Raw genomic sequence first — 21,803 nt, forward strand, 5'->3', positions numbered from 1 at the left:
CGTATGCAGTATTCGCTCGAACAGGATCGTAACGGTGCCATCATTTCTCTCGATCCGCGCATGCCGATGGCACCGGCAAGCATAGAACAAGCGGGATTGGATCAATCGTTCCTGCTTCGGCTGGCCGCAAAATGCGCGGCCGAGCAGGATACGACCACGGCCTCTCATCTCGCTGAGCGCATGAAATTGCCGAAAGTGATCGTCAATATCCTGATCAAGGAACTGGTGAAACTCGCCTATCTCGAGGCTCGCGGCCTGGCGGGTGAGGATGTGAGATCCGATGTCCGATATGCGCTGTCAATGAAGGGGTTCGAATATGCCCATGCGGCGTCGCGTCAAAGCCAATATGTCGGACCGGCGCCGGTGTCGCTCGATGCGTTCTGCCGGCAAATAGGTTTGCAGTCCATCCATCAAGAGCGCGTAACTCCGGAGCGGCTGACCGACAGCCTTGACGGATTGGTGCTCTCGCACACCCTGGTCGAAAAGCTCGGTCCGGCCCTCAATTCCGGTCGCTCCATCCTGCTTTACGGACCGCCCGGCAATGGAAAGACGAGCATCGCCGAGCGGACGTCGCAACTGTTTCGCCAAACGATCTGGGTGCCCTATGCCATCGAGGTCGGCGGCCATGTCATCAGTTTCTATGACGAGGCAGTGCATCACCCTGTATCGGAGGCTGAGACGGACTCCCATCCGAAAGCGGATCAACGATGGATCGAATGCCACCGTCCGGTGATCAAGACGGGCGGGGAATTGACCCTCGATCAGCTTGATCTCACCTTCAACGCCGGGCCAAATGTCTATGAAGCGCCCATACACTTGAAGGCTTCCGGCGGCGTCTTCATCATCGACGACTTCGGGCGTCAGCAAGTGGCGCCGCAGGCGCTCATCAATCGCTGGATTGTGCCGCTCGAGCGCGGATATGACTTCCTGACGCTGCACACCGGCAAGAAGTTCAAGGTTCCCTTTGACGAGCTGGTCGTGTTTTCGACGAATATCGCACCGAAGGACCTCTCCGACGAGGCGGGCTTGCGGCGCCTCAAATACAAGATTTATGTCAACACGCCGTCGCGAGACGAATATATCAGGATTTTCAAATCCTATGCCAGCGGCGCCGGAGTGGTTGTCTGTGATCCAGACCTGAACCTGTTCTACGATCGCAAATACAATGGCGATGTGCTAGCGTCGTGTTATCATCCGAAATATCTTCTCGACTTCGTCGGTTCTTACTGCGAGTTCAACGGCATATCTGGAATCGCGTCGCTCGAGATGCTCGATCGGGCGTGGGAAGGGGTATTTACGTCGGAATGATTGCGAGGCTTGGCGCTGATTACCGCCTGTTCCTGGACATAGTGTCCAACACAGATTTCATGGCTTACGGGGAGTAAAACAATGACCGGCATCCCGAATATCGACGTCGAAGCCGACCGCGCAAAACCAAGCGACATGCGAACACCAGAGCCGAGAGGCTCAAGAAACCCGCTGCTCGTCGGTTTGATCCTCATGCTCCTGCCTGTGAATGCCGGCGTTCTCATCTATACGGCCAAGAACTCGGCCGATGTTCGCGAGAGCCGCGAGACTATCGCCGCGCTCAAAAGGTCCATCGATGGCCTGAGAGGACAAATGGAAAAGCAGTCGGGCAACATTGCCGATAATGCCAAGGCCGACGAAGTCGCACTGATTCGGCAGGAGATGGATAACCTGCAAAAGTCCATCCTGTCGATGAACGAAGGGGTGCGCAACGACATGAGCGGTGCACGCATGGGTTCAGCTTTGGTCCTGAGCGCGCCCGGCAAGGAGCCAGCGCAGTTTTTCGCACCCCGCACTGTGCCTGCGGAAGCTCAAATGTTGGATAGCACTCTTGCGTCCATCGAAGCCGGCGGCATTCCAGTCAATAACCTACCGCGTTACTCACGTACGCTCTCGCCGGAAGGCCAGCTCATCCTTCGGAAGGCACGGTAAGCAGCGACTTCACCGAATTTTCAAAGCAATTGGCGGACGCCGCCAGGGGCGCCGTGCCACTGCTCAGGGCGCCCTCATTTCGCAGATTGCTGATCGTTGAAGGGCCGATCACCGCTGAGCATACTTCACGCTGTTCTTCATCAGTTCGAGATTACGGGCAGTGACTTCGTTTCCGGGGTCGAGCTCATAGGCTTTCAGGAAATACCGTCTGGCAGTCCGCAAGTCACCGCGTAACAGGTGAGAATAGCCGATATTATTGTAGTAAACCGGGGTGTTGCCGATCATCCGCGAGAGTTGCTGATAAGCGCGGTCAGAGGTATCGAAGCGGGCAACCATGTCGGCGGAGGCCGCCAAGCCTAGCCAGGCGGCCGGGTCTTCCGGAAAAACGTCAACCGCTCGCTTGTAGATGGCGTAGGATTTTCCGTAATTCTTTTCCTGAAACTGCAGTTTGCCGTTGGTTATCAGCTCGTCGTTCTTATAGAAGGCGACGGCCGAGTCATCCTGGAGGGTTTTTGCGCTGTCGCCGTAAGCAGCCAGACCATCAACGCCGGATGACTGGCAACCAGCCAATATCGCTCCGGTCGCTAACAAAAAGGCAATGCATTTAGTCCCAGCTCTGATCTGCAACATTGGCAATTTGGTCCCCATCAGACATTCTTACCTAAGACTCGGATGCGTTCGTCGGCATCATCGTGAAAAAAAGCTAACAACTCAAGAATTTAAGCAGATACTCACAAAAAAGGCGACAGAGGCGGCCTTCGCCGGCTTGCGCCGTGGGCGAGAAACCCCAACTATTCGGGGTAGGCATTCATGTGCCCGGTGATTCTCAGAGTAGAAAATTAATCAACGTCGCCTACCCTGCTCGCCAGGTCAAAGGATGGAACGCCGCATGCGGATCGCTATTTTCACGCTGATGCGACTTGGGCCATCGCTGGCCTATGCGATCGCATCGATCTTCCTTCTCAGCATGCCACTCTTGGACAGCCACCCTTCGAGTGCGTCCGTCTGGTGGTTGCACATGACGATACTTCCGGTCATGCGCGAACCCATCTATCTGCTTTTGACGGTACCTGGCATCGGAATTTGGAGCGCCACGGTCCTGTTGATGCTTGCATCGGTTTTTGGGATTCGCGTGGCCCTGCAGCCGCAAAGGCACTACCGGTCGGGCTTCATCCATGCCCATATCGCGCTGATCGCGACCGGTCTGACTGTGGGGCGGGCAGCAGTGGCGCAAGCCGGCCTTGCCGACTTTGCGATCCCTCAGCTTCAGCCAAGCGACTGGTCGTTCCTGCCGCTATCCTACTCGCCGCTTGGGAATGTCCTTTTCATATCGGTGCTTTTGGCTTGCATTTGCTGCCATGTAACAATCATCAAGCGCACAATGTCGGCCTGATAGAAAAACTTGGCGGCGCATATCCTTCACCAACTCCGCTTAGTCCTTGGCGCTGAGGATCTCGATCGTCCGCTCGTCGAATTTTCCTTGATAAAAACGGTCGATCGCCCGGTGGAAGGGCGAGCCGTGATCGCTGATCGCGGCAAACAAGGTCATCGATGAGCGCAGCTTGAGATCATCAGGCGAGCCGAGGATGTCATGAGCCGATCGGCCGTCGATCGATAAAATAGCCTCGACGCAGCGCAGCAGCCGGCTTGAGAGCGTGGGATCGGCGAGATAGGCGGCGGCTTCCCCGGCCGAACGTATGGCATATTTTTCCGCCATTGCAGAAGTGCCGAGACCAGCGATCTGCGGGAAGATGAACCACATCCAATGAGAGGTTTTCCGTCCGGCCTTCAGCTCGGAAAGCGCCTGCTCGTAGACGCCGTTTTGCGCATTGACGAAACGTTCGAGATTGTAATCGATCTTGCCGGCCACGGTTCTTTCCCCTTTTGCTGTCAACGCAGCCTGAGCCAGAAGTCCCATGCCCGGCGAAGAAACCTCTCCCCTGGGCGAACAATGTCGCCCGGGGTAGTCGGCTTTCTGTCAGCAGACCCGTTCAGCATAGGGACTGCTATCACGGCAATGGCCGTAAGGCTGATGGTGCGGCGTGTTATCGCCTGATGTGGCGGCAATGGCCGATGTCGTCACCGGATCCGTCTCGCTGGACGAATATGCGGCAAAACCAACAAAGCTCAAGACAACCAACGCTGCGACCACGACGATGCGCTCGAAACCGGAAAGCTTCTGAGCACTGACATGTTCCACATAGTCGCGCTCGCCTGGACCGGCAGTTTCGTCCTCTTTCACGTGGAGAGTCACCATGTCCTGACGACGGCTTAAATTTTCACAATCTGTCATTTTTATTACTCCTGGAACACATTGCGAGCTGGTCGAAGAGTAAACTCTCACCCTCGTGCCGAACCGGCTCGCCATGCGTGCATGCATGTGTGTCTTCAATCGGGGCAATTGAAGGGGCGATATTCAAACTCAGTGTTCAAAAATTCGTACCAATAAATGCAAATGATCGTGAGGCTCTGGCCCACTCGGATGATCCGGGTTAGTCCTTGGCGGCATCTCTCATCAGGACCGTCCCATGAGCAAATCCTTCGGTGCGATGTCTGTCGCCCAACTTTCCGTCCTCATCCAGGGCGGCGCCGCCGATCCGGTCGATGTGGCCGAGACGGTATTCGAATCCATCGCGGATTTTGCCGACAAGGCGGTATTCACCACACTGCTCGAAGGCCGGGCGATGGAGGAGGCGCGCGCCTCCTCCAAACGTTTGCGGGAAGGGCGCTCGCTCGGTTTGCTGGACGGCATTCCGATCGCCTGGAAGGATCTTTTCGACATCGAGGGCCTGCCAACGACGGCAGGGTCCGTCGTCCTGGCCGCCGACGCGCCCGCCATTCGCGATGCGGCGGTCGTCGGTCTCCTCAGTCAGGCTGGCATGGTCGCCATCGGCCGCACCAATATGAGCGAATTTGCCTTTTCCGGCCTTGGCATCAATCCGCATTACGGCACGCCGGTCAATCCGCGCGGTGCTGATCTCCCGCGCATCCCCGGCGGCTCCTCCTCCGGCGCCGGTGTTGCCGTCGCAGCCGGGCTGGTGCCGGTGGCGATGGGCACGGATACCGGCGGGTCGGTGCGCATTCCCGCCGCCTTCAACGGGATCGTCGGCTACAAGGCGACATCCGGCCGTCATGCGATGGACGGCGTCTATCCGCTGGCAAAGAGCCTCGATTCGCTGGGACCGCTCTGCCGCAGCGTCAGGGATGCCGTCTGGATCGATGCGGCGATGCGCGGCCTGACCGCGCCCGATGTCGCCGAGCGGCCGCTGCTGGGGCTGGAATTGCTCGTGCCCGAAAATGTCGTTTTCGATTCGGCGGAACCGGGCGTCGTCGCTGCTTTCGAGATGGCTTTGGAACGTCTTCAAAGCGCCGGCGCCTCTGTTTCCCGCACCGTCGTTCCCGCCTTCAGCGAAATCTTCGATCTGATGACCAGGTATGGTCCACTGGTGACGGCGGAGGCTTTCGCCCTTCACCAGGAGCGATTGGCGGGACCGGACGCAGACAGTATGGACCATCGCGTCGTCATGCGCACCCGCTTGGGAAGCAGGACGACGGCGCCCGATTACATCGCGATGCTGCAGGCGCGCAGCCGCCTGATCGCCGATACCGACCTCCTCGTTGGCAATCGTCTGATCGCCTTTCCCACGGTCGCCCATGTCGCTCCGCCGATCGCGCCGCTGGAAGAGGATGACGAACTCTTCTTCGCTGCGAATAACAAGACGCTGCGCAATACCGCGCTCGGCAATTTCCTCGACTGGTGCGGCGTTTCCATCCCCTGCGGCACGGGCGCAGCAGGCATGCCGGTCGGTCTGCTGCTTTCGGCGACCGCAGGTCGCGACGAGGCGCTGCTGGGAGCAGCACTTGCGGCCGAGGCGGCGGTCCGCGGCGATTTCGTCTGAAATTGGCAATTGACCGCCAGGTGTTTATTGCCATTGATGGACGAGGAAATCCTGGAGGAAAGCACGTGCAAGTCTTGCAGAACGGACGCTTCGCGGTTTCGACCTGGTCGCTGCATCGGCTGCTCGGCGCCGTTTATGGCTATAGCCCCGACCCCGGCAAGAGCGCGGCGCCGAAAGAGCCCTACGGCCCCGGCGGTGCAGCACTGATCGACGTGCCGGCGGCGCTCGCTGCGCGCGATATCCACCGGCTGGAAGTCTGTTCCTTCCATCTGCCGAGCCTTGATGCCGCTTACCTAACTGAACTCAGCGAGGCGATGGCATCGTCGAACGTGCTGTTCCAGACGCTGCTCGTCGAAGACGGCGATCCAAGCCATCCCGAAACGGCCGAGCGCGATGTCAGATGGATGGCAGAGTGGATCGATATCGCGGCGACACTCGGGGCGCAAAGGATGCGCGTCATCGCCGGCAAGCAGAAGCCGACGCCGGAAAACCTTGCCCGCGCCGCCGGTCATCTTAGCTGGCTGGCCGACAAGGCGGAAGGCAGTAATGTGCGTATCATCGTCGAAAACTGGTTCGATCTGCTGCCGTCGCCTGTCGAGATGAACTGGCTGCTGGACCGGCTGGACGGCAAGGTCGGGCTCAACGGCGATCTCGGCAACTGGGCGGCGCCAGAAAAATATCGGGGCCTCGCCGATATCATGCGCCGGGCGGAAATCTGCCACGCCAAGGCGGACTATAACGCTGCGGGTCTCGATGCCGAGGATTACCGCAAGTGCCTGGAGATGTGCGAGCAGGCCGGCTACGACGGTCCCTTCACGCTGATTTACGACTCGCCGTTCTTCGCCGATGAATGGGACGGCATCCTGCTTCAAAAACAATTCATCGAGGGTTTCCTGCGCGAGGCGCCGGCGCGCAGGACGGCTTGAATCCCAAGGACTTCGCGCTCATTCCTGACGCGGGAATCTCTGGCTTTCCTCCAGCACGTTCAGATCCATGTGATTGCGCATGTAGCGCTCCGAGGCTTTCTGCAGCGGCTGATAATCCCAGGGATAATAGGCGCCGTTGCGAAGCGCTGCGTAGACCACCCAGCGGCGCGCTTGGCTTTCGCGCACGGCCGCGTCGAAATCGGAAAGGTTCCAGCGCCGGCTGGCCTGTTCGACCAGCCGCGCCAAAGTGCCGGCATGCGCCGAGTCGGCCGCCAGGTTGTCGAGTTCTTGCGGATCGGCCTCGAGGTCGAACAGCATCGGCGGGTCCTTCTCGCAGAGCGAGAGCTTGTAGCGCCCGTCCCTGAGGCAGACGAGCGGCGCTTCCGAACCTTCCGCGGCATATTCCATCGGTACGGGGCCGCGGCCACCGCCGCCCTCGGCAAGCGCTGCGAGATCCCAGCCCTCGGTCCACGGTTTCAGCGAGGCGATATCGATCCCGACGAGGCCGGCAAGCGTCGGTGTCACGTCGAGGGTGGAGACGGGCCGGTCGATCCGTTTCGGCTTCCAGCCCGGCGCCGCGATCATCAGCGGAACGCGAGCCGAACCTTCGAAGAAGTTCATCTTGAACCAGAGACCGCGATCGCCGAGCATGTCGCCATGGTCGGACACGAAGAGGATGATCGTGTTGTCGGCCATGCGGCCGCGTTCCAGCACGTCGAGAATCTCGCCGATCTTTTCATCGACATAGGAGATATTGGCGAAATAGCCGCGTCTTGCCCGCCGGACCTCTTCGCGGCTGATGTCGAAAGCATCGTGGTCGCAGGCTTTCATCAGACGCTGCGAATGCGGATCCTGCTGTTCATAGGCGATCGGCGCAACCGCCGGGTCGAGGGCAGGGCAGTCCTCATAGAGATCCCAGAATTTGCGGCGCGCGACATAGGGGTCGTGCGGATGGGTGAAGCTGACGGTCAGGCACCAGGGGCGCTCGTCATGGCCACGCGAGAGGTCGTAGAGTTTCCGCGTGGCGTGATAGGCGACCTCGTCGTCATATTCCATCTGGTTGGTGATTTCGGCCACGCCGGCGCCGGTGACCGAGCCGAGATTGTGGTACCACCAGTCGATGCGCTCGCCTGGCTTGGTGTAGTCGGGTGTCCAGCCGAAATCGGCCGGATAGATATCCGTCGTCAGGCGCTCTTCGAAGCCATGCAACTGGTCGGGACCGACGAAATGCATCTTGCCTGATAGCGCCGTCTGGTATCCGGCCGCGCGCAAATGGTGGGCATAGGTCGGGATATCGGAGGCAAATTCGGCCGCATTGTCATAGACGCGCGTCCGGCTCGGCAATTGCCCGGACATGAAGGAGGCCCGCGCCGGCGCGCAGAGGGGGCTTGCCGTATAGGTATTGGCAAAACGCACCGAGCGCTTGGCCAGCGATTTCAGATGCGGCGCGTGAAGAAAGTCGGCAGGGCCATCGGGAAACAAGGTCCCGTTCAGCTGATCCACCATCAGGATGAGGATATTCGAGCGCGCCATGTGAATTGCCTTTTGCTATTTGAAGATTTTATTGAAGCGTCTAATATCGCCCCTGTAAAGGCAGCTTTTTTCGATATATGACCAAAAGGATTTTTATGTCAGGACGGACGCCTGAGCTCGGATGGATGCGGCTCTTCGTCGAGGTAGCGCGGCTCGGGAGCCTTTCCGCGGCGGCAGCGCTTTTCGGGTTGAGCCAGCCAGCCGTCAGCTACCAAATCCGCCGGCTGGAAGAGCAGTTCGGCGTCAGCCTGCTGCGCCGCCAACATCGGGGCGTCGAACTGACCGCGGAGGGAGAGCGGCTTCTTGAGGTGACCGCAAAAGCGGTCGGCGACATCGACGCACTCGCCCGCAGTTTCCGCGCCGAAGCTCAAAGGCCGGTTGTCAGGCTCAGGACCGACTATGCTTTCTCGGCACTTTGGCTGATCCCGCGCATGGATGGTTTTCGCCTTCTGCACCCGGACACGGATATGCAGATCGTCGCGACGCAGCGGCTTGCAGCCGGATTTCGCGACGAGGCCGATGTTGCGGTGGTTTTTGGCACGCGCGGGGAATTCGGCGCCGTTGGTACGCTACTATTGCCAGAACGGATCGTGCCCGTTTGCACGCGCGGGTTCCTCGATCGCAACGGCCCCTTCGATGATCCGAGACAGCTTGCCAAGGCGAGGCTCATTCATCTCGACGCGCCGCTGCCATCGCCCTGGTTCGACTGGCGCACATATTTTGCCGAATTCTCCGTCCCGCGCGACATCAATGCCGGCCGCGGCGATATCAGTTTCAATACATACTCCCTGGTCATCCAGGCCGCTCTCAGTGAGCAGGGTGTGGCGATCGGCTGGATGGGGCTGGTCGATACGCTTCTTTCGGCGCACATGCTTGTCGAAGCCGGCCCGCCGCTGGAGGCGCCCGACCGCGGTTATTGGCTGGTGCCACCACGCTCCCCGAACCTCCACAGCGAGAGGCTCAGCGCTTGGCTATCGGATGAGGTGAAGAGAAATGGTGAGTAGCGGTTGCATTTCTCCTCGGGAGAAGCCTTGTCATCGGCAATGGCGATCGACATTGTGGGATCGAATCCAAGAAGAAGGTGGCTGAAACATGCGAATGATCGGATATGTCATCGGACTGCTTATGGTTCTGTTCGGGCTGATCTGGATCGGGCAGGGAAGCGGCTATTTTCCCTATCCGGCGTCCAGTTTCATGATCGCCCAAAAGATCTGGATGCTCTGGGGCGCCATATTGGCGGCAGCGGGCATCGTCGTGATCGTCATCATCTCGCGGCGGCGTCGCAGAGGATGAATTACTGCTGCCATTTGGCAGCAGTCCGGCCGGAGGCGGCCTGTCGAAATGAGGAGAATGGCATGAGCGCAGCTGAAATCGATGGCTTTGCGGACCGGATCAGGAAGCACCAGGGCGGCATGATCTCCGCCTGGGTCGGCATCCCCGACGCCATGCTCGTCAACCATCTGGCGCAGGAAGCTTTCGATGCCGTCGTGCTGGATATGCAGCACGGCATGTGGGATATGCAGTCGGCGGCAAACGCCGTCGCTCAGACGCGTCTTGCCGGCAAGCCGGCCATCGCCCGCATTCCCGTCGGCGATTTCGCCTCCGCCTCGCGGCTGCTCGATGCCGGCGCCTCCGGCATCATCGCGCCGATGATCAATTCGGCCGAGGATGCGCGCGCTCTGGTCCGGACGACGAAATATCCGCCCCTCGGCGAGCGCAGCTGGGGGCCGTCCTTGGCGCTGAACCATACCGGCCTCTCTGCCGACGCCTACCTCAAGAACGCCAACGAACTCACCGTCGCCATCGCCATGGTCGAAACCCGCGCCGCTCTCGACGCGATCGACGGCATTCTCGGCGTTACCGGCATCGACGGCATTTTCGTCGGCCCCGCGGACCTTTCGATTGCGCTGTCGAACGGCGATCAGGTGGCGCCGAACGCCGCCGAGATCGACAGCGCCATGCAGCATGCCGTTTCGCGCTGCCGCGCCCACGGAAAGTTCGCCTGTGCCTATGCCGGCGACGGCGAGCGGGCCGGCGAGCTGCTGAAGTTCGGCTTCGATCTGGTCATTGCCGGCGCCGAGACCGTGCAACTGCGCGCCGGCGCCCGCCGGGCCATCAACGCAGCGCGCAGGATCGCTTCCGGCGGCTGAGCTCAGCAGGCCGGTTTGACCGCCAGCCAGATGACGTGGCGGGCGCCGCGTTTGCGGTTGGCGCGGGTATTGACGACGTCGACGGAAAAACCGCTGTCCTTGAGCCGCCGCGTGAAATCGGAATCGGGGCCGGACGACCAGACGGCGAGCACGCCGCCGGGGCGAAGCGCGTCGCGGGCGGCGCGAAGGCCGTTAAAATCGTAGAGGCGATCATTGGATTTGCGGGTCAGCCCGTCCGGGCCGTTATCGACATCGAGCAGGATGGCATCATAGGCAGCTTTGCCGGCACGGATTGCTTCACCGACATCGCCTTGGTGGATGAGGACGCGCGGGTCGTCCAGACAGCCCTTGAAAACCTCGGCCATGGGTCCGCGCGCCCAGGCGACGACGGCGGGTACGAGTTCGGCGACGGTGACGCCGGCATCTTCGGGAAGGACGGCGAGGGCGGCCCGTAGCGTAAAGCCCATGCCGAGGCCGCCGATCAAGATCCTCGGCTTCGGATGCGCCTTGATCCGCTCCCACGAGAGGGTCGCCAGCGCTTCCTCCGAGCCGCTGAGGCGGCTGTTCATCAACTCGTTGGCGCCGAGCATGATCGAGAATTCGCTGCCGCGCCGCTTCAGCCTGAGTTCGCCGTCTTCGCCGGGAATGGTCGCGGAATCGAGCTGGATCCAGGGCAGCATGACGGTTTCGTCTCACATGAAAGGAACCGTCCCTTAGCATAGGGCGAAGGGTGAGGCCAGCAAGGCGGCCTCAGATCATCCGCGCGAAATGATCCGGCTCCACTTCGACGATCTCGTCCTGCGGTGCGGCGGAACGACGGCGGATATCGTCGACCTTGTCGGGCATCAAGCGCGCCTTCGGATCGTCGAAGCGGACATCGGGATCGGGGACGGCCGAAAGCAGCAGCCTGATATAGGGGTGCACCGGATTGTCGATCACCGCAGCGGTGCTGCCCCATTCGACGATCTGGCCGGCATACATCACGGCAATGTCCTCGGCGACATAGCGAGCGGTGGCAATGTCATGCGTGATGTAGAGCAGCCCGAGATTCATCTCCTGCTTCATTTCGTTCAACAGATTCAAGACGCCAAGCCGCACGGAGACGTCAAGCATCGAGGTCGGTTCGTCCGCCACGATCACCGCCGGTCTGACGGCCAAGGCACGGGCGATGTTGACACGCTGCCGCTGGCCGCCGGAGAGTTCGTGCGGATATCTCGGCGCGACGAGATCCGGATCGAGCCTGACGCGCTGCAACAGTTCGCGGACGGTCACGTCGACTGCTGCGCCTTTGATCTCCGGTCGATGCAGCTTCAGCGGCCGCCGGAGGTGGTGGGCGATGGTGTGGGCAGGGTTCAGCGAGGCGAAGGGATCCTGGAAGATCATCTGCACCGATCGGCGATAGTGGGCGATCTCGTCGGATTTCGCCGCCTCGACGGGGCGGCCCTTGTAAAGGATCTGCCCTGATGTCGGCTGATACTCGCGCATCGCCATGCGCGCGCAGGTGGTCTTGCCGCTGCCGGATTCGCCGACGAGCGCCAGTGCCCGGCCGGCATGCAGCGAAAAGGAGATCGAGCGGGCGGCATGGACGGCGGATGTGCCGTGGCCGAAGGTCTTGCTCACCTTGTCGAGGGCGAGGATGGCATCGCTCATAGCAGCGCACCTCCATGAAGCGAGGGGAAGGAGGCCCAGAGCTTTTTCGTGTAGGCGTGCTGCGGCGTCTTGTAGATTGCGCCGGCATCGTTCTGCTCGACAAGCTTGCCTGCGAGCATGATGCCGATGCGGTCGCAGAACTGCACCATCAGCCCGAGATCGTGAGTGATGAACAGAACAGAGAAGCCGAAGCTGCGGCGCAGCTCATTGATGCGCTGCAGGATCTCGCGCTGGACGACGACGTCGAGCGCCGTCGTCGGCTCGTCCATGACGACCAATTTCGGATCGAGCGCCATGCAGATGGCGATGACGATGCGCTGGCGCATGCCGCCGGAAAACTGGTGCGGATAGTCGCGCATGCGGTCCGGTGCGATGTCGACCAGTTTCAGCATCTCGGCGGTGCGCTCGCGCGCTTGCGCGCGGCTCATGTTCTTATGGGTTCGCAGCACGTCATAAAACTGGGCCTCGACGCGCAGCACGGGATTCAGCGAATTCATGGCGCTCTGGAAGACCATGGCAACCTCGCGCCAGCGGAACGCGGCAAGCGTCTGTCGGTCCAAGCCGAGCACGTCGCGGCCGTCGAGCAGGATGCGGCTTTCCTTGCGGATCAGCGCCGGCGGCTTGTGCAGGCGGCTGATGGCGAAGGCGATGGTGCTCTTGCCGCAGCCGGATTCGCCGGCAAGGCCGAAGACTTCGCCCGGTGCGACGTCGAAGCTGACATCGTCGACGGCGCGGAAATCCTTCTCCTCGCCGATATAGTCGATGGTGAGGTTCCTCACCGAAAGCAGCGGCTGCGTCACAGGCGGCCCTCCCCGGAACGGACGAGCAGCGACCAGCGCTTCAGATGATTGCCGGTGCGCAAACGCGGATTGGCGATCTCGTCAACGGCGAAATTTAGCAGCGACATGCCGATGCCGAGGAAGGCGAGCGCGAAGCACGGGGTGAGGATATCCCACCAGGCGCCGACCGAAAGGGCGGAGGCCTTCTGGGCATTGTAGAGCATGGTGCCCCAGGAGATCGCTTTGGGATCGCCGAGCCCCAAGAATTCCAGCGTCGCCTCGGTGATGATGGCGAAGATGACGCTGCCGATGAAATTGATGCCGACGATGGATATCACGTTGGGGAAGATCTCGAATGTCATGATGCGCCATTGCGGCTCGCCCATCATTTCGGCGGATTTGACGAAATCCTTGTGCTTGACGGAAAGCGTCTCGGCGCGGGTGACGCGCGCGCCCCAGGCCCAGGAAGTGGCGCCGAGGATGAGGGCGATGACGACGGGGCTTGCCTGACCGATGAAGGCCGCGAGCACGAGCAGCAGCGGCAGGTTGGGAACAACCAGCACCATATTGGTGAAGAAGCTGATGACTTCGTCGGTCTTGCCGCCGCGATAGCCGGCGATAATGCCGAGCGCGGTGCCGGCGAGGGTGATCAGCAGCCCGGCGCCGAAGCCGACGGCAAGTGAGGTGCGGGCGCCGTAGAGCAGCCGGGCGAAGACATCCTGGCCGATGCGGGTGGTGCCGAGCAGATGGTCGAGCGACGGCGGCTGGTGCGGCCTGCCGGTGCGGGCGGCGGGATCGTATTGCGTCAGCAGCGGCGCTGCGATCGCGACGACGACGATGAAAGCGATGATGATGAGGCCGACAAGAGCCTTGCGGTTTCGAAGCAGGCTTTTCATCTCACGCTCCCTTCAGCCGCGGGTCGAGCAAGATATAGCTGACGTCGACGATGAAATTGGCGATCAGCATGGTCGCGGTCATGATCAAGAGTTGGCCCTGGATGACGGGATAATCGCGGGCGAGGATCGCCTGATAGAGAATGTTGCCGAGGCCGGGATAGTTGTAGACGACTTCGGTCACCAGCGAACCGCCGAGGATGGTGCCGATGGCGATCGCCAGGCTGGAAACGGTCGGCAGCAGAGCGTTGCGCGCCGCATACCACAGCATCACGTGCCGGTCGGAAAGGCCCTTGGCGCGGGCCATGACAATATAGTCTTCGCCGAGCAGATTGATCATGTTGTTGCGCATAGTGACGGTGAAGCCGCCGATCAGCACTGTGCAGAGCGTCACCATCGGCAGGATGCCGTGATAGGCGACGCTGCCGATGTATTGCAGGCTGAAGGCCGGATCGAGCGAAGGATCGGCGGCATAGCCGTTGGGGAACCAGCCGAGCGTGAAACCGAAAATGAAGAGCACGATCAGCGACGTCACCACAGCCGGCACCGAGGTCGCGAAGATCGCCCCGACCGAGACGACGACATCGAACCTGCTGCCGCGGCGCCAGGCGGCGACGATGCCGAGCAAGGTGCCGAGCGCGAAGCTGATGATGGTGGCCGTTCCCATCAGGCCAACGGTCCAGACGAGGGCATGACCGAGCACCGAGGTCACCGGCAGCGGGAAATATTTGATCGAGCGGCCGAGATCGCCGGTGAAGATGCTGCCAAGATAGGTCAGATATTGCTGCCAGAGCGGGCCGTCGACGAAGCCGAAGGTGAGCTTCAGCGCCTGCAGACTTTCCGGCGGCAGTTCGGCGCCGGCGCTCGAAAACATGATCTGCACCGGATCGCCCGGCATCAGCCGGGGCAGGAAGAAATTGATCGTCGCTGCCGCGATGAAGGCCGCCATATAGAAGACGAGGCGGCGAAGCAGAAAAGCCATGGGAACTCCGTCGTGACGGAAGCGGCGTTTTCGACGCCGCTTCCGGAGATCATGATGCTTACTTCACAGGTTCCAGGGCGAGCAGGTTCAAGAGGCGTGCCGGATTGGTGCGCGAGATGGACGGATTGACGAAGGGGTTCTCCTTGGTCGACCAGCCGGTGAAACGCTTGGTGTTGTACTGATACCAGTTCGGATTGTTGAACACCGGAATGACAGGCATGTTTTCGGCGACGATGCGCTGCGCCTTGTTCATCGCTTCCTTCTGCTTGGCAAGGTCGGCGGTATGGGTGAACTCGCCAACAAGCTTCTCCACATCGGGATTGAACCAGCGCTGCGCGGTGAAGCGGGTCTTGCCCTTGTCCGAGGCGCTGAAGGCGCGCTTGTAGGGATAGTAGGGCGAGGCCGATGCCGGCAGGCTGTTGATCGCCGCATCGAACTTGCCGCTGATGAGGTTGCCGGTCCAGACGGCCTCCTCGGGCGTTTCGATCTTGGCGTTGATGCCGACCGCCTGCATGCCTTCGACGGCGATGTTGACCGTGTCGACCCAGTCCGTCCAGGAGTTCGGGACGATGATGGAGAAGGAGATCTTGCTGCCGTCGGGATTGTCGCGGAAGCCGTCGCCGTCCTTGTCCTTGTAGCCGGCCTCGTCGAGCAGCGCCTTGGCGGCGTCGGCGTCATAGGTCGCGTATTTGCCGAAGTCGGCCTTGACGGACGGATCCGCCCAGCTCTTGTAGAGCTCGCCCATCAGGCCGGGGTCTTCGTTGAGCGTCGGGTAGCCGTAGCCGGCGACGTCGATCATGGTCTTGCGGTCGAGCGCCATGCCGACGGCACGGCGGAACTTCACGTCGTTGAAGGCCTTCTTGTTGTTCTCGTTTGCAGTTTCGAGGTTGAACAGGAAGGCGACCATGCTGCTCGGCGAATACCAGTAGTGAAAGTGCGCCGGATCCTTGGAGACATAGACATTGTCGATGTCGGGAATGAAGGAGACACCCCAGTCGAGCGTGCCGTCGGCGGTTGCCGTCAGGATCTGGTTGTTGTCGGCAAGCTGAGGGAAGCGAATGCAATCAACCTTCAGATGAGCGTTGTCCCAGTAATTCGGGTTGCGGCACTGGTCATAGGTCTGGCCGGTGAAGCGCGGTACCTCAGTCAGCGGACCGCTGCCGACCGGGGTCTCGTTGGCGAAGGTGACGGGATCGGCGACGTCCTTCCAGATGTGCTCGGGAACGATCGGCAGCTGCGAGATCTGCTCGGCGGCAAGCGAACTCGGATTGGCGAGCGTGAAGCGCACCGTCTGGCCGTCGACGGCTTGCACGTCGGTAACGAAGGTCCAGATGCTGACGAAGTCGAGCGCCGGGAACTTCTTCAGGTAATCATAGGTGAACTTGACGTCGGCTGCGGTCAACGGCTTGCCGTCCGACCATTTGAGGTTCGGGCGCAGCTTGAAATCGATACTCTTCAGGTCGTCGGAGAGCTTGAAGCTTTCGGCCAGGCGATAGACCGGCTTGTTGCTGTCGAAGCGGTTGAAAATAACCAGCGGCTCGTAGATGAAGTCGAGTGTCGACTGACGCGCCGAGGTCTGGTTGAACGGGTTGAAGTTGCGAACCCAGGTGGTCGCCGGTTCGATGTTCGCGGTCAGGACGGTCTGCGCCATCGCAGATCCGGAAAGCAACGTCAGTGCTGCGGCTGCAAGAAGATATTTTTTCATGTTCTATTCCCCTTTTCTTATGCGGTGAGAAATAATCTGCCGGTCAGGAGACCGGCACGCTTGCAAACATGTCTTCGACTTCGGCATGGACGGCGCGGAAATCGATCTTCAGATTGCCGAGGCGGGCCTTTCCGGCAGCGATCCGCTTCAGGGCAGTATCCGTCAGCGGGCGCGCGGCCTTGGCGGCGGCTTCGCTTTCCCTGACGTCGCCGTGGCTGTGGAGGGCGATGTCGAAGCCTGCGTCGAGCACTTGGGCAACGCGCTCCGGCAGCGTGCCCGAGAGCGACTCCATGAAAATGCAGTCGGAGATCAGCACGCCGTCATAGCCCATGTCGTTGCGGATCACGTCGTGCATGACAGGCGAGATCGACGCCGGCAGCTCGGCGTCGTAGGCCGAATAGACGACATGGGCGACCATGGCCCAGGGCGTATCCTTCAACGCCAGGAAAGGCTTGAAATCGGTGGCGATGAGCGTCTGGCGGCTGGCGTCGACCACCGGGCGCTCCTTGTGGGAGTCGAGCGTCGCGCGGCCATGGCCGGGAATGTGCTTCATGACGGGCATGTTGCCGGTCTCGAGCAGTCCGTCGACGACCTCGCGGCCGAGGGCGGCGATGAAATCCGGATCGGGGCCGAAGGAGCGGGCGCCGATGACCGCGCTCGTCGTCTCGAAGACGAGATCGAGAACGGGCGAGCAGCCGCTCGAAAGACCGAGTTCCGTCATCATCGCGCCCATGGCCTGAGAGGACAGGCGCAGTGCTTTTTTGCCGAGATCGAAATCGCGGTGAGCAAGCTCGGCGAACTGGCCGAAGCTGCGGAAGAGCGGCCAGGGACCGGCGTCGAGATGCTGGACGCGGCCGCCTTCCTGATCGGTGAAGACGGGCGCATCGTCACGGCCGACGGCTTCGCGGAAGCGTTCGATCAACCGTTTCGTCTGCTCCGGCTCGCGCTGATTGCGCCGGCCGACGAAGAGGCCGAGCGGATTGGTCTCGCGGAAGAGAGCGAATTCATCATCCGAAATCGTGGGGTGGGGAAGGCCGACGAAAAGGGCGAGCGGGGTCGAGGACAATTCTGGAGCTCCGGGATCAGATGGTCATTTCGGCGCGCTTCTCAGCAGGCCTTCGTAAATACCCCTGTCGGGGGCGGGGATGACGATTGCGCCCGCCGTCCTGGCGTAGAAATCGACGGGGCCGGCATCGCCGATGAAGGCATAGGCGTGGCCTGTTGTTTTCATGGTCTGCAGGCAGGCGGAAAACAGCGCGAGCCCGATACCCTTGCCGCGCGCTTCAGGACCGACGCCGGTCGGGCCGAAGAAGCCGCGGGCCGTCGTGTCGTAACAGGCAAAGCCGAGCAGCTTGCCGCCTTCGACGGCGATCAGACAGGCGACGGGCTGGCGGGAGAAGGCGACGGAAACCTCGCTCGCCCAGTTCTCGCTGAATTGTTCGCGAACCCAGTTGACGATGAGGTGCAGTTCCGGAGGAAGAGCCGGACGGATGGAGACGCCGACATGATCGGCTTTCTGCTTCAGGTCAGCGAGCTCAGTGGAATATAAGCTTACAAGCAGGTCTGGCACCTGTCATCCTCCCGGTATTCCGTTATTGCGGAATGTATCCCCTTTTAGTGTTATAGACTTGGCCATATAACGACACTTGTCAACAAGGTTTTTGAATTCGATTAGGAACCGTCTGTTGCGGTGACGCGGGCTTCAACGCAGGGCGGGCGCCGAACGTTTCAAGGCGCTGACAAAGTCTCTTTCGTCTGAAAAGACCCGTCCCCAACCCCTCCCCACAAGGGGGAGGGGCTAACGCGCCGCGCCAACTGCAGCAGACATCAGCCTCTGCGGATGAGACGGCGAAATGGAAAACAATGGGTGCGGCATTCAAGCCCCTCCCCCTTGTGGGGAGGGGTTGGGGAGGGGTCTTGGATGGTGGCTCGGCCCGGTCGGCGGCAGCCCGAGGAGTGGCAACGGCGATGTCAGGGGCCGAATGTGATCTTAGTGCCTCGCAAATGCCCGCCTAACGAACCTTCAGTCGCCGTCTTTCCAAAGCGCGTGGAAATGCTGCACCGGACCGTGGCCGGAGCCGACGCTGAGCTTTCCGGCGGCCGCGACTGCATCAGCGAGATAATCCTTCGCGATGGCGACCGCCTGTTGCGCCGAGGCGCCTTTGGCGAGCTCGGCCGCCAGCGCGCTGGAGAGCGTGCAGCCTGTGCCATGGGTGTTTTTTGTCGGCACGCGTCGGGCTTCGAACCAGTGCAGGCCGTCGGCCGTGGCAAGCACGTCCGGGCTTTCGTTGCTGTCGAGATGGCCGCCCTTGACCAGAACGGCAGCGGGACCGAGCGCGCGCAACTGTTCGGCCTGGGCCGCCATCTCATCGCGACTGGTCGCAACCGGCTGGTGCAACAGGGCCGCGGCTTCGGGCAGGTTCGGGGTCAGAAGCGTTGCGAGCGGCAGCAACCGGCGGGTCAACACGTCCACCGCCTCCGGCGCGAGCAGGGCAGCGCCCCCCTTGGCGATCATGACGGGATCGATGACGATGGGAATGCCGCGCCGGTCAGCAAGGGCTGCGGCGACGGCCTCCGCAATCCCGGCATTGGCGATCATGCCGATCTTGACGGCGTCGACGCGTACATCGGCAAAGACGGCATTGATCTGGTCGGCGACGAATTGCGGCGGCACCAGATGCACGCCGCTGACGCCTTGCGTGTTCTGTGCCGTCAGCGCCGTCAGCACCGCCATGCCATAGACGCCGCGGGCGGAAAAAGCCTTGAGATCGGCCTGGATGCCGGCGCCGCCGGATGGATCGGAGCCGGCGATGGAGAGAACATTGCGGATCATGGGCGGACCTTTCGGATGTTTGCGGCGATGCGGCGCGTGGCCGCCTCGGGGTCTGGCGTGCCGCAGATGGCGGAGACGACGGCAAGCCCCCTGGCGCCGGCTGTGAACACCTGCGCCACATGCTCGGCCTTGAGGCCGCCGATGGCGACCGACGGCACCGGTGAGGATTTCACCAGCATCGCAAGGCCATCGAAACCGAGCGGCTGCTTGTGGTCGGCCTTGGTCGGTGTCGCAAAGACCGGTCCGACGCCGGTATAATCGACGAGACGGGGATCGACGGCGCCGGCAAGCTGGGCGGTCTCGACCGAGAGGCCGAGGATCATGTCCGAGCCGATCATCGTCCGTGCCGTGCGCGCATCCATGTCCTCCTGGCCGATATGCAGGCCGTCCGCGCCGATGGCGATCGCCGCCTCGACATCGTCATTGACGATAAGCAGCGCGCCGGTTCCCGCAAGCGCCTGTTTCAAGGCTCGGCCGGTCTCGATCATTCTGGTCGTGCCCGCATGTTTGTCGCGCAGTTGCACCATCGTCGCGCCGCCGGCAACGGCAAGGCGCGCGGTCTCGATCATGCCGATCTCGGCGCAGAGATCGGGATCGAGAACGAGATAGAGCGAAAGGTCGAAGTGCTTCATGCGACCGATACCCTTGCCCTGGCATCGAGCGTTTCGGCGTCGATCGCAGCCAGCGCATCGAGGAAGCGCCAGGAGAAGGAGCCCGGGCCGGCGGCACCCAGCGCCGCATCTTCGCCGGCGACGGCGAAGGTCGCAAGCGCGGCGACAGTCGCGCCGAAGATATCCTCGGGCGCGGTCGCGGCAAAGGCGCCGACGAGGCAGGTAAGCGAGCAACCGAGCGCGGTGACCTGCGGCATCAGGGCCGATCCGCCCGCAACGCGCACGGCTCTTTTCCCATCGGTGACGAAATCCACCGCGCCGGTGATGGCAACGATGGCTTGCTGCCGCTCCGCCAGCCGCCGTGCCGAATCCTCCGCCTGTTCGACCGGGTCGCGGCTGTCGACGCCCTGACCGCGGCTCTCTCCGCCGGCAAGCGCGATGATCTCGGACGCGTTGCCGCGGATGATCGTCGGCTTGAGCGCCAGGAGATCGGCGACCGCTGCGCGGCGGAAGGCCGTCGCGTAATGCGCGACCGGATCGAGCACCCATGGCTTGCCGGCTGCGTTGGCGGCCTTCGCCGCCGTCTGCATGCCTTCGATCCATTGCGTCGAAAGCGTGCCGATGTTGATGGTCAATGCATTCGCGATGCCGGCGAATTCACCGGCTTCTTCAGCGGCATGCACCATGGCGGGCGAAGCACCCGACGCAAGCAGAACATTGGCCGCGATGTTCATGGCGACATAATTGGTGATGCACTGGACGAGCGGCGGCTTTTCGCGCATCGCCTTCAGCATGGCTCCCGACGTGATCTTGCTTTGCATGGCGCCCCTTTCAGGCGGGGGCGGCGCGGGGGGCGCCCCTCACGGCGAGGCCCCGAGCGACTCCCTCCGCCGGCATTATCCGGTTCAGGTTCGAAGGGTTCTTCTCAGCCCGTCTTTCGACGAACGCCCCTGTCTCTCAATCGTGCTCTTTTTCGCAGAGAAGGGCGCGGCTGTCACTCCGAAAATGAATGTCGGTACTCCTTGCGGCAGCGCATTAGGCTTGAACGTCGCTGCTCGTGCTTCCGGGTATGCTATCCCGATCGCATCCGGCTAACTCAAATCATGAAGCTCCGTCGTAATCGCATCCGCAATCGAAAACTCCGAAAACCGCACAATCAGCCCACTACGCTCCGGCGTGCAGGCAGCCGGCCCAACCTCGTAGCGGTCAGCAGCCTGGAAGGGCGCCAGCCGCAATAGTGGCCAGCGGCGGCCGTCGCGGGAGGCCTGGATGCGCATGGCGCCATTGGCGACGGTGACGCGGATGCGGAAATCCTCGAGTTTCTTGAAGGGCTGCGATACTGACCAGTCGGACCGGCCGTCGGTGACGACGGTGCTGAGGAAGGCTTCGCCGTCGGTGAATTCGACGCCGGTCTTTACCCAGCGTTTCTCGTCGATGCGGACCATCAGGCCGGCCTGGTCATAGAGCGTGCGGAATTCGCCCTCGACGCGGATCTGTGCGGTGAAGCTGTCGCCGGTGGGGAAGGCGAGGAAGTGGCCGCTGTCGCGGGTGAAGCCGTAATAGGTTTCGCGCCAGAAATCGGTCTTCTCGCCTGTCGTCATCGTCAGGCCGGTTCCGTCGGCGTGCCAGCTGGCCGGCTCATTCAGCCATCGTCCCTGGTTGAAGTCGATGCTCATTCGATCCTCCCTTTATTGACGTCCTGACGCTGCCGATTCTTCATATCGGCATAATGCGCGACCTTCGCGCAGGCGACCAGTCTCGGCCGGCGATGTTGTGCTTCCGGCCTCTGTCGCGGACATAATCCGCGGCTTCGGCTTGACACGATAGTTCCAACTCTTATTCTGTTACAAAAAGATGAATTACATAATTGTGGAACTGAATCG

Annotated in this window: 24 protein-coding genes and 1 riboswitch; of the genes, 8 read left to right on the plus strand and 16 right to left on the minus strand. The window is 61.6% G+C overall.

Features of this window, described 5'->3' with window-relative positions:
- Positions 1-3: 3 nt before the first annotated feature.
- Both GGD53_RS22410 and GGD53_RS22415 read left to right on the plus strand, forming a co-directional pair.
- A complete protein-coding gene (locus tag GGD53_RS22410) occupies positions 4-1,308 on the plus strand; it encodes an AAA family ATPase (RefSeq protein ID WP_184459056.1) in 1,305 nt (434 codons plus the stop codon).
- Between the two features lie 81 nt (positions 1,309-1,389).
- The gene (locus GGD53_RS22415; protein ID WP_184459057.1) at positions 1,390-1,959 is read left to right on the plus strand and encodes a hypothetical protein; all 570 of its coding nucleotides are present in this window, start codon (positions 1,390-1,392) and stop codon (positions 1,957-1,959) included.
- Between the two features lie 108 nt (positions 1,960-2,067).
- Here the strand turns inward: GGD53_RS22415 and GGD53_RS22420 are convergent, their stop codons facing one another.
- Positions 2,068-2,589 carry a tetratricopeptide repeat protein gene (locus tag GGD53_RS22420; protein WP_097600785.1) on the minus strand — a complete coding sequence of 174 codons (522 nt, stop codon included), beginning with the start codon at positions 2,587-2,589 and terminating at the stop codon, positions 2,068-2,070.
- A 259-nt stretch (positions 2,590-2,848) separates the two neighbouring features.
- Between GGD53_RS22420 and GGD53_RS22425 the strand changes: the two genes are divergently transcribed.
- Positions 2,849-3,352, plus strand: coding sequence for a hypothetical protein (locus tag GGD53_RS22425; protein ID WP_184459117.1), 504 nt, complete (start codon positions 2,849-2,851; stop codon positions 3,350-3,352).
- Between the two features lie 39 nt (positions 3,353-3,391).
- Here the strand turns inward: GGD53_RS22425 and GGD53_RS22430 are convergent, their stop codons facing one another.
- Positions 3,392-3,829, minus strand: a complete 438-nt coding sequence (locus GGD53_RS22430) for a DUF1810 domain-containing protein (RefSeq protein WP_184459058.1) — start codon at positions 3,827-3,829, stop codon at positions 3,392-3,394.
- A 108-nt stretch (positions 3,830-3,937) separates the two neighbouring features.
- On the minus strand, positions 3,938-4,216 hold the full coding sequence (locus GGD53_RS22435; protein ID WP_184459118.1) for a hypothetical protein: 279 nt from the start codon (positions 4,214-4,216) through the stop codon (positions 3,938-3,940).
- A 271-nt stretch (positions 4,217-4,487) separates the two neighbouring features.
- Between GGD53_RS22435 and GGD53_RS22440 the strand changes: the two genes are divergently transcribed.
- Positions 4,488-5,858 (plus strand): amidase, encoded by a 1,371-nt coding sequence (locus tag GGD53_RS22440; protein WP_184459059.1) that lies wholly within the window; start codon positions 4,488-4,490, stop codon positions 5,856-5,858.
- A 65-nt stretch (positions 5,859-5,923) separates the two neighbouring features.
- Positions 5,924-6,784 carry a TIM barrel protein gene (locus GGD53_RS22445; RefSeq protein ID WP_184459060.1) on the plus strand — a complete coding sequence of 287 codons (861 nt, stop codon included), beginning with the start codon at positions 5,924-5,926 and terminating at the stop codon, positions 6,782-6,784.
- A gap of 18 nt (positions 6,785-6,802) precedes the next feature.
- On the opposite strand, the gene betC is transcribed toward GGD53_RS22445, so the two are convergent.
- The gene (gene betC, locus GGD53_RS22450; protein WP_184459061.1) at positions 6,803-8,317 is read right to left on the minus strand and encodes a choline-sulfatase; all 1,515 of its coding nucleotides are present in this window, start codon (positions 8,315-8,317) and stop codon (positions 6,803-6,805) included.
- 95 nt (positions 8,318-8,412) lie between these two features.
- Between betC and GGD53_RS22455 the strand changes: the two genes are divergently transcribed.
- The 3 genes from GGD53_RS22455 to GGD53_RS22465 all read left to right on the plus strand — a co-directional run bounded on the left by GGD53_RS22455 (position 8,413) and on the right by GGD53_RS22465 (position 10,467).
- Positions 8,413-9,321, plus strand: coding sequence for a choline sulfate utilization transcriptional regulator (locus tag GGD53_RS22455; RefSeq protein ID WP_184459062.1), 909 nt, complete (start codon positions 8,413-8,415; stop codon positions 9,319-9,321).
- 88 nt (positions 9,322-9,409) lie between these two features.
- Positions 9,410-9,610, plus strand: coding sequence for a hypothetical protein (locus GGD53_RS22460; protein WP_184459063.1), 201 nt, complete (start codon positions 9,410-9,412; stop codon positions 9,608-9,610).
- Between the two features lie 62 nt (positions 9,611-9,672).
- Complete coding sequence (locus GGD53_RS22465; protein ID WP_184459064.1) at positions 9,673-10,467, plus strand: HpcH/HpaI aldolase family protein; 795 nt, start codon at positions 9,673-9,675, stop codon at positions 10,465-10,467.
- Between the two features lie 2 nt (positions 10,468-10,469).
- On the opposite strand, the gene GGD53_RS22470 is transcribed toward GGD53_RS22465, so the two are convergent.
- The 12 genes from GGD53_RS22470 to GGD53_RS22525 all read right to left on the minus strand — a co-directional run bounded on the left by GGD53_RS22470 (position 10,470) and on the right by GGD53_RS22525 (position 21,596).
- The gene (locus GGD53_RS22470; protein ID WP_184459065.1) at positions 10,470-11,147 is read right to left on the minus strand and encodes a spermidine synthase; all 678 of its coding nucleotides are present in this window, start codon (positions 11,145-11,147) and stop codon (positions 10,470-10,472) included.
- Positions 11,148-11,217: 70 nt separating this feature from the next.
- Positions 11,218-12,117 (minus strand): ABC transporter ATP-binding protein, encoded by a 900-nt coding sequence (locus GGD53_RS22475; RefSeq protein ID WP_184459066.1) that lies wholly within the window; start codon positions 12,115-12,117, stop codon positions 11,218-11,220.
- Complete coding sequence (locus GGD53_RS22480; protein ID WP_184459067.1) at positions 12,114-12,917, minus strand: ATP-binding cassette domain-containing protein; 804 nt, start codon at positions 12,915-12,917, stop codon at positions 12,114-12,116. The genes GGD53_RS22475 and GGD53_RS22480 overlap by 4 nt, the downstream gene beginning before the upstream one ends.
- Entirely contained in the window at positions 12,914-13,792 is an 879-nt protein-coding gene (locus GGD53_RS22485) for an ABC transporter permease (protein WP_184459068.1), read from the minus strand. Before GGD53_RS22485 ends, GGD53_RS22480 begins: the two co-directional genes overlap by 4 nt.
- Before the next feature lies 1 nt (position 13,793).
- Entirely contained in the window at positions 13,794-14,771 is a 978-nt protein-coding gene (locus GGD53_RS22490) for an ABC transporter permease (protein WP_184459069.1), read from the minus strand.
- A 58-nt stretch (positions 14,772-14,829) separates the two neighbouring features.
- A complete protein-coding gene (locus tag GGD53_RS22495; RefSeq protein ID WP_184459070.1) occupies positions 14,830-16,476 on the minus strand; it encodes an ABC transporter substrate-binding protein in 1,647 nt (548 codons plus the stop codon).
- Between the two features lie 43 nt (positions 16,477-16,519).
- Positions 16,520-17,542: a glycoside hydrolase family 3 protein gene (locus GGD53_RS22500; RefSeq protein WP_184459071.1), complete on the minus strand. Its 1,023-nt coding sequence runs from the start codon at positions 17,540-17,542 to the stop codon at positions 16,520-16,522.
- 24 nt (positions 17,543-17,566) lie between these two features.
- Positions 17,567-18,046: a GNAT family N-acetyltransferase gene (locus GGD53_RS22505; protein ID WP_184459072.1), complete on the minus strand. Its 480-nt coding sequence runs from the start codon at positions 18,044-18,046 to the stop codon at positions 17,567-17,569.
- 453 nt (positions 18,047-18,499) lie between these two features.
- Positions 18,500-19,309, minus strand: coding sequence for a bifunctional hydroxymethylpyrimidine kinase/phosphomethylpyrimidine kinase (gene thiD, locus GGD53_RS22510; RefSeq protein ID WP_184459073.1), 810 nt, complete (start codon positions 19,307-19,309; stop codon positions 18,500-18,502).
- Positions 19,306-19,941 (minus strand): thiamine phosphate synthase, encoded by a 636-nt coding sequence (thiE, locus tag GGD53_RS22515; protein WP_184459074.1) that lies wholly within the window; start codon positions 19,939-19,941, stop codon positions 19,306-19,308. The genes thiD and thiE overlap by 4 nt, the downstream gene beginning before the upstream one ends.
- Positions 19,938-20,741 carry a hydroxyethylthiazole kinase gene (gene thiM / locus GGD53_RS22520; RefSeq protein WP_184459075.1) on the minus strand — a complete coding sequence of 268 codons (804 nt, stop codon included), beginning with the start codon at positions 20,739-20,741 and terminating at the stop codon, positions 19,938-19,940. The genes thiE and thiM overlap by 4 nt, the downstream gene beginning before the upstream one ends.
- Before the next feature lie 44 nt (positions 20,742-20,785).
- Positions 20,786-20,882, minus strand: a riboswitch (TPP riboswitch).
- A 129-nt stretch (positions 20,883-21,011) separates the two neighbouring features.
- On the minus strand, positions 21,012-21,596 hold the full coding sequence (locus GGD53_RS22525) for a DUF1349 domain-containing protein (RefSeq protein ID WP_184459076.1): 585 nt from the start codon (positions 21,594-21,596) through the stop codon (positions 21,012-21,014).
- Positions 21,597-21,803: the final 207 nt, after the last annotated feature.

It is taken from the genome of Rhizobium aethiopicum (assembly GCF_014197535.1).
Classification (GTDB): Bacteria; Pseudomonadota; Alphaproteobacteria; order Rhizobiales; family Rhizobiaceae; genus Rhizobium; species Rhizobium aethiopicum_A.

Bases quoted from the DNA above. Each gene is read 5' to 3' on its own strand.
- GGD53_RS22410 (WP_184459056.1), top strand. From the start codon at position 4: ATGCAGTATTCGCTCGAACAGGATCGTAACGGTGCCATCATTTCTCTC.
- GGD53_RS22415 (WP_184459057.1), top strand. From the start codon at position 1,390: ATGACCGGCATCCCGAATATCGACGTCGAAGCCGACCGCGCAAAACCA.
- GGD53_RS22420 (WP_097600785.1), bottom strand. From the start codon at position 2,589: ATGTTGCAGATCAGAGCTGGGACTAAATGCATTGCCTTTTTGTTAGCG.
- GGD53_RS22425 (WP_184459117.1), top strand. From the start codon at position 2,849: ATGCGGATCGCTATTTTCACGCTGATGCGACTTGGGCCATCGCTGGCC.
- GGD53_RS22435 (WP_184459118.1), bottom strand. From the start codon at position 4,216: ATGGTGACTCTCCACGTGAAAGAGGACGAAACTGCCGGTCCAGGCGAG.
- GGD53_RS22440 (WP_184459059.1), top strand. From the start codon at position 4,488: ATGAGCAAATCCTTCGGTGCGATGTCTGTCGCCCAACTTTCCGTCCTC.
- betC (WP_184459061.1), bottom strand. From the start codon at position 8,317: ATGGCGCGCTCGAATATCCTCATCCTGATGGTGGATCAGCTGAACGGG.
- GGD53_RS22455 (WP_184459062.1), top strand. From the start codon at position 8,413: ATGTCAGGACGGACGCCTGAGCTCGGATGGATGCGGCTCTTCGTCGAG.
- GGD53_RS22460 (WP_184459063.1), top strand. From the start codon at position 9,410: ATGCGAATGATCGGATATGTCATCGGACTGCTTATGGTTCTGTTCGGG.
- GGD53_RS22465 (WP_184459064.1), top strand. From the start codon at position 9,673: ATGAGCGCAGCTGAAATCGATGGCTTTGCGGACCGGATCAGGAAGCAC.
- GGD53_RS22470 (WP_184459065.1), bottom strand. From the start codon at position 11,147: ATGCTGCCCTGGATCCAGCTCGATTCCGCGACCATTCCCGGCGAAGAC.
- GGD53_RS22475 (WP_184459066.1), bottom strand. From the start codon at position 12,117: ATGAGCGATGCCATCCTCGCCCTCGACAAGGTGAGCAAGACCTTCGGC.
- GGD53_RS22485 (WP_184459068.1), bottom strand. From the start codon at position 13,792: ATGAAAAGCCTGCTTCGAAACCGCAAGGCTCTTGTCGGCCTCATCATC.
- GGD53_RS22490 (WP_184459069.1), bottom strand. From the start codon at position 14,771: ATGGCTTTTCTGCTTCGCCGCCTCGTCTTCTATATGGCGGCCTTCATC.
- GGD53_RS22495 (WP_184459070.1), bottom strand. From the start codon at position 16,476: ATGAAAAAATATCTTCTTGCAGCCGCAGCACTGACGTTGCTTTCCGGA.
- thiD (WP_184459073.1), bottom strand. From the start codon at position 19,309: ATGATCCGCAATGTTCTCTCCATCGCCGGCTCCGATCCATCCGGCGGC.
- thiE (WP_184459074.1), bottom strand. From the start codon at position 19,941: ATGAAGCACTTCGACCTTTCGCTCTATCTCGTTCTCGATCCCGATCTC.
- thiM (WP_184459075.1), bottom strand. From the start codon at position 20,741: ATGCAAAGCAAGATCACGTCGGGAGCCATGCTGAAGGCGATGCGCGAA.
- GGD53_RS22525 (WP_184459076.1), bottom strand. From the start codon at position 21,596: ATGAGCATCGACTTCAACCAGGGACGATGGCTGAATGAGCCGGCCAGC.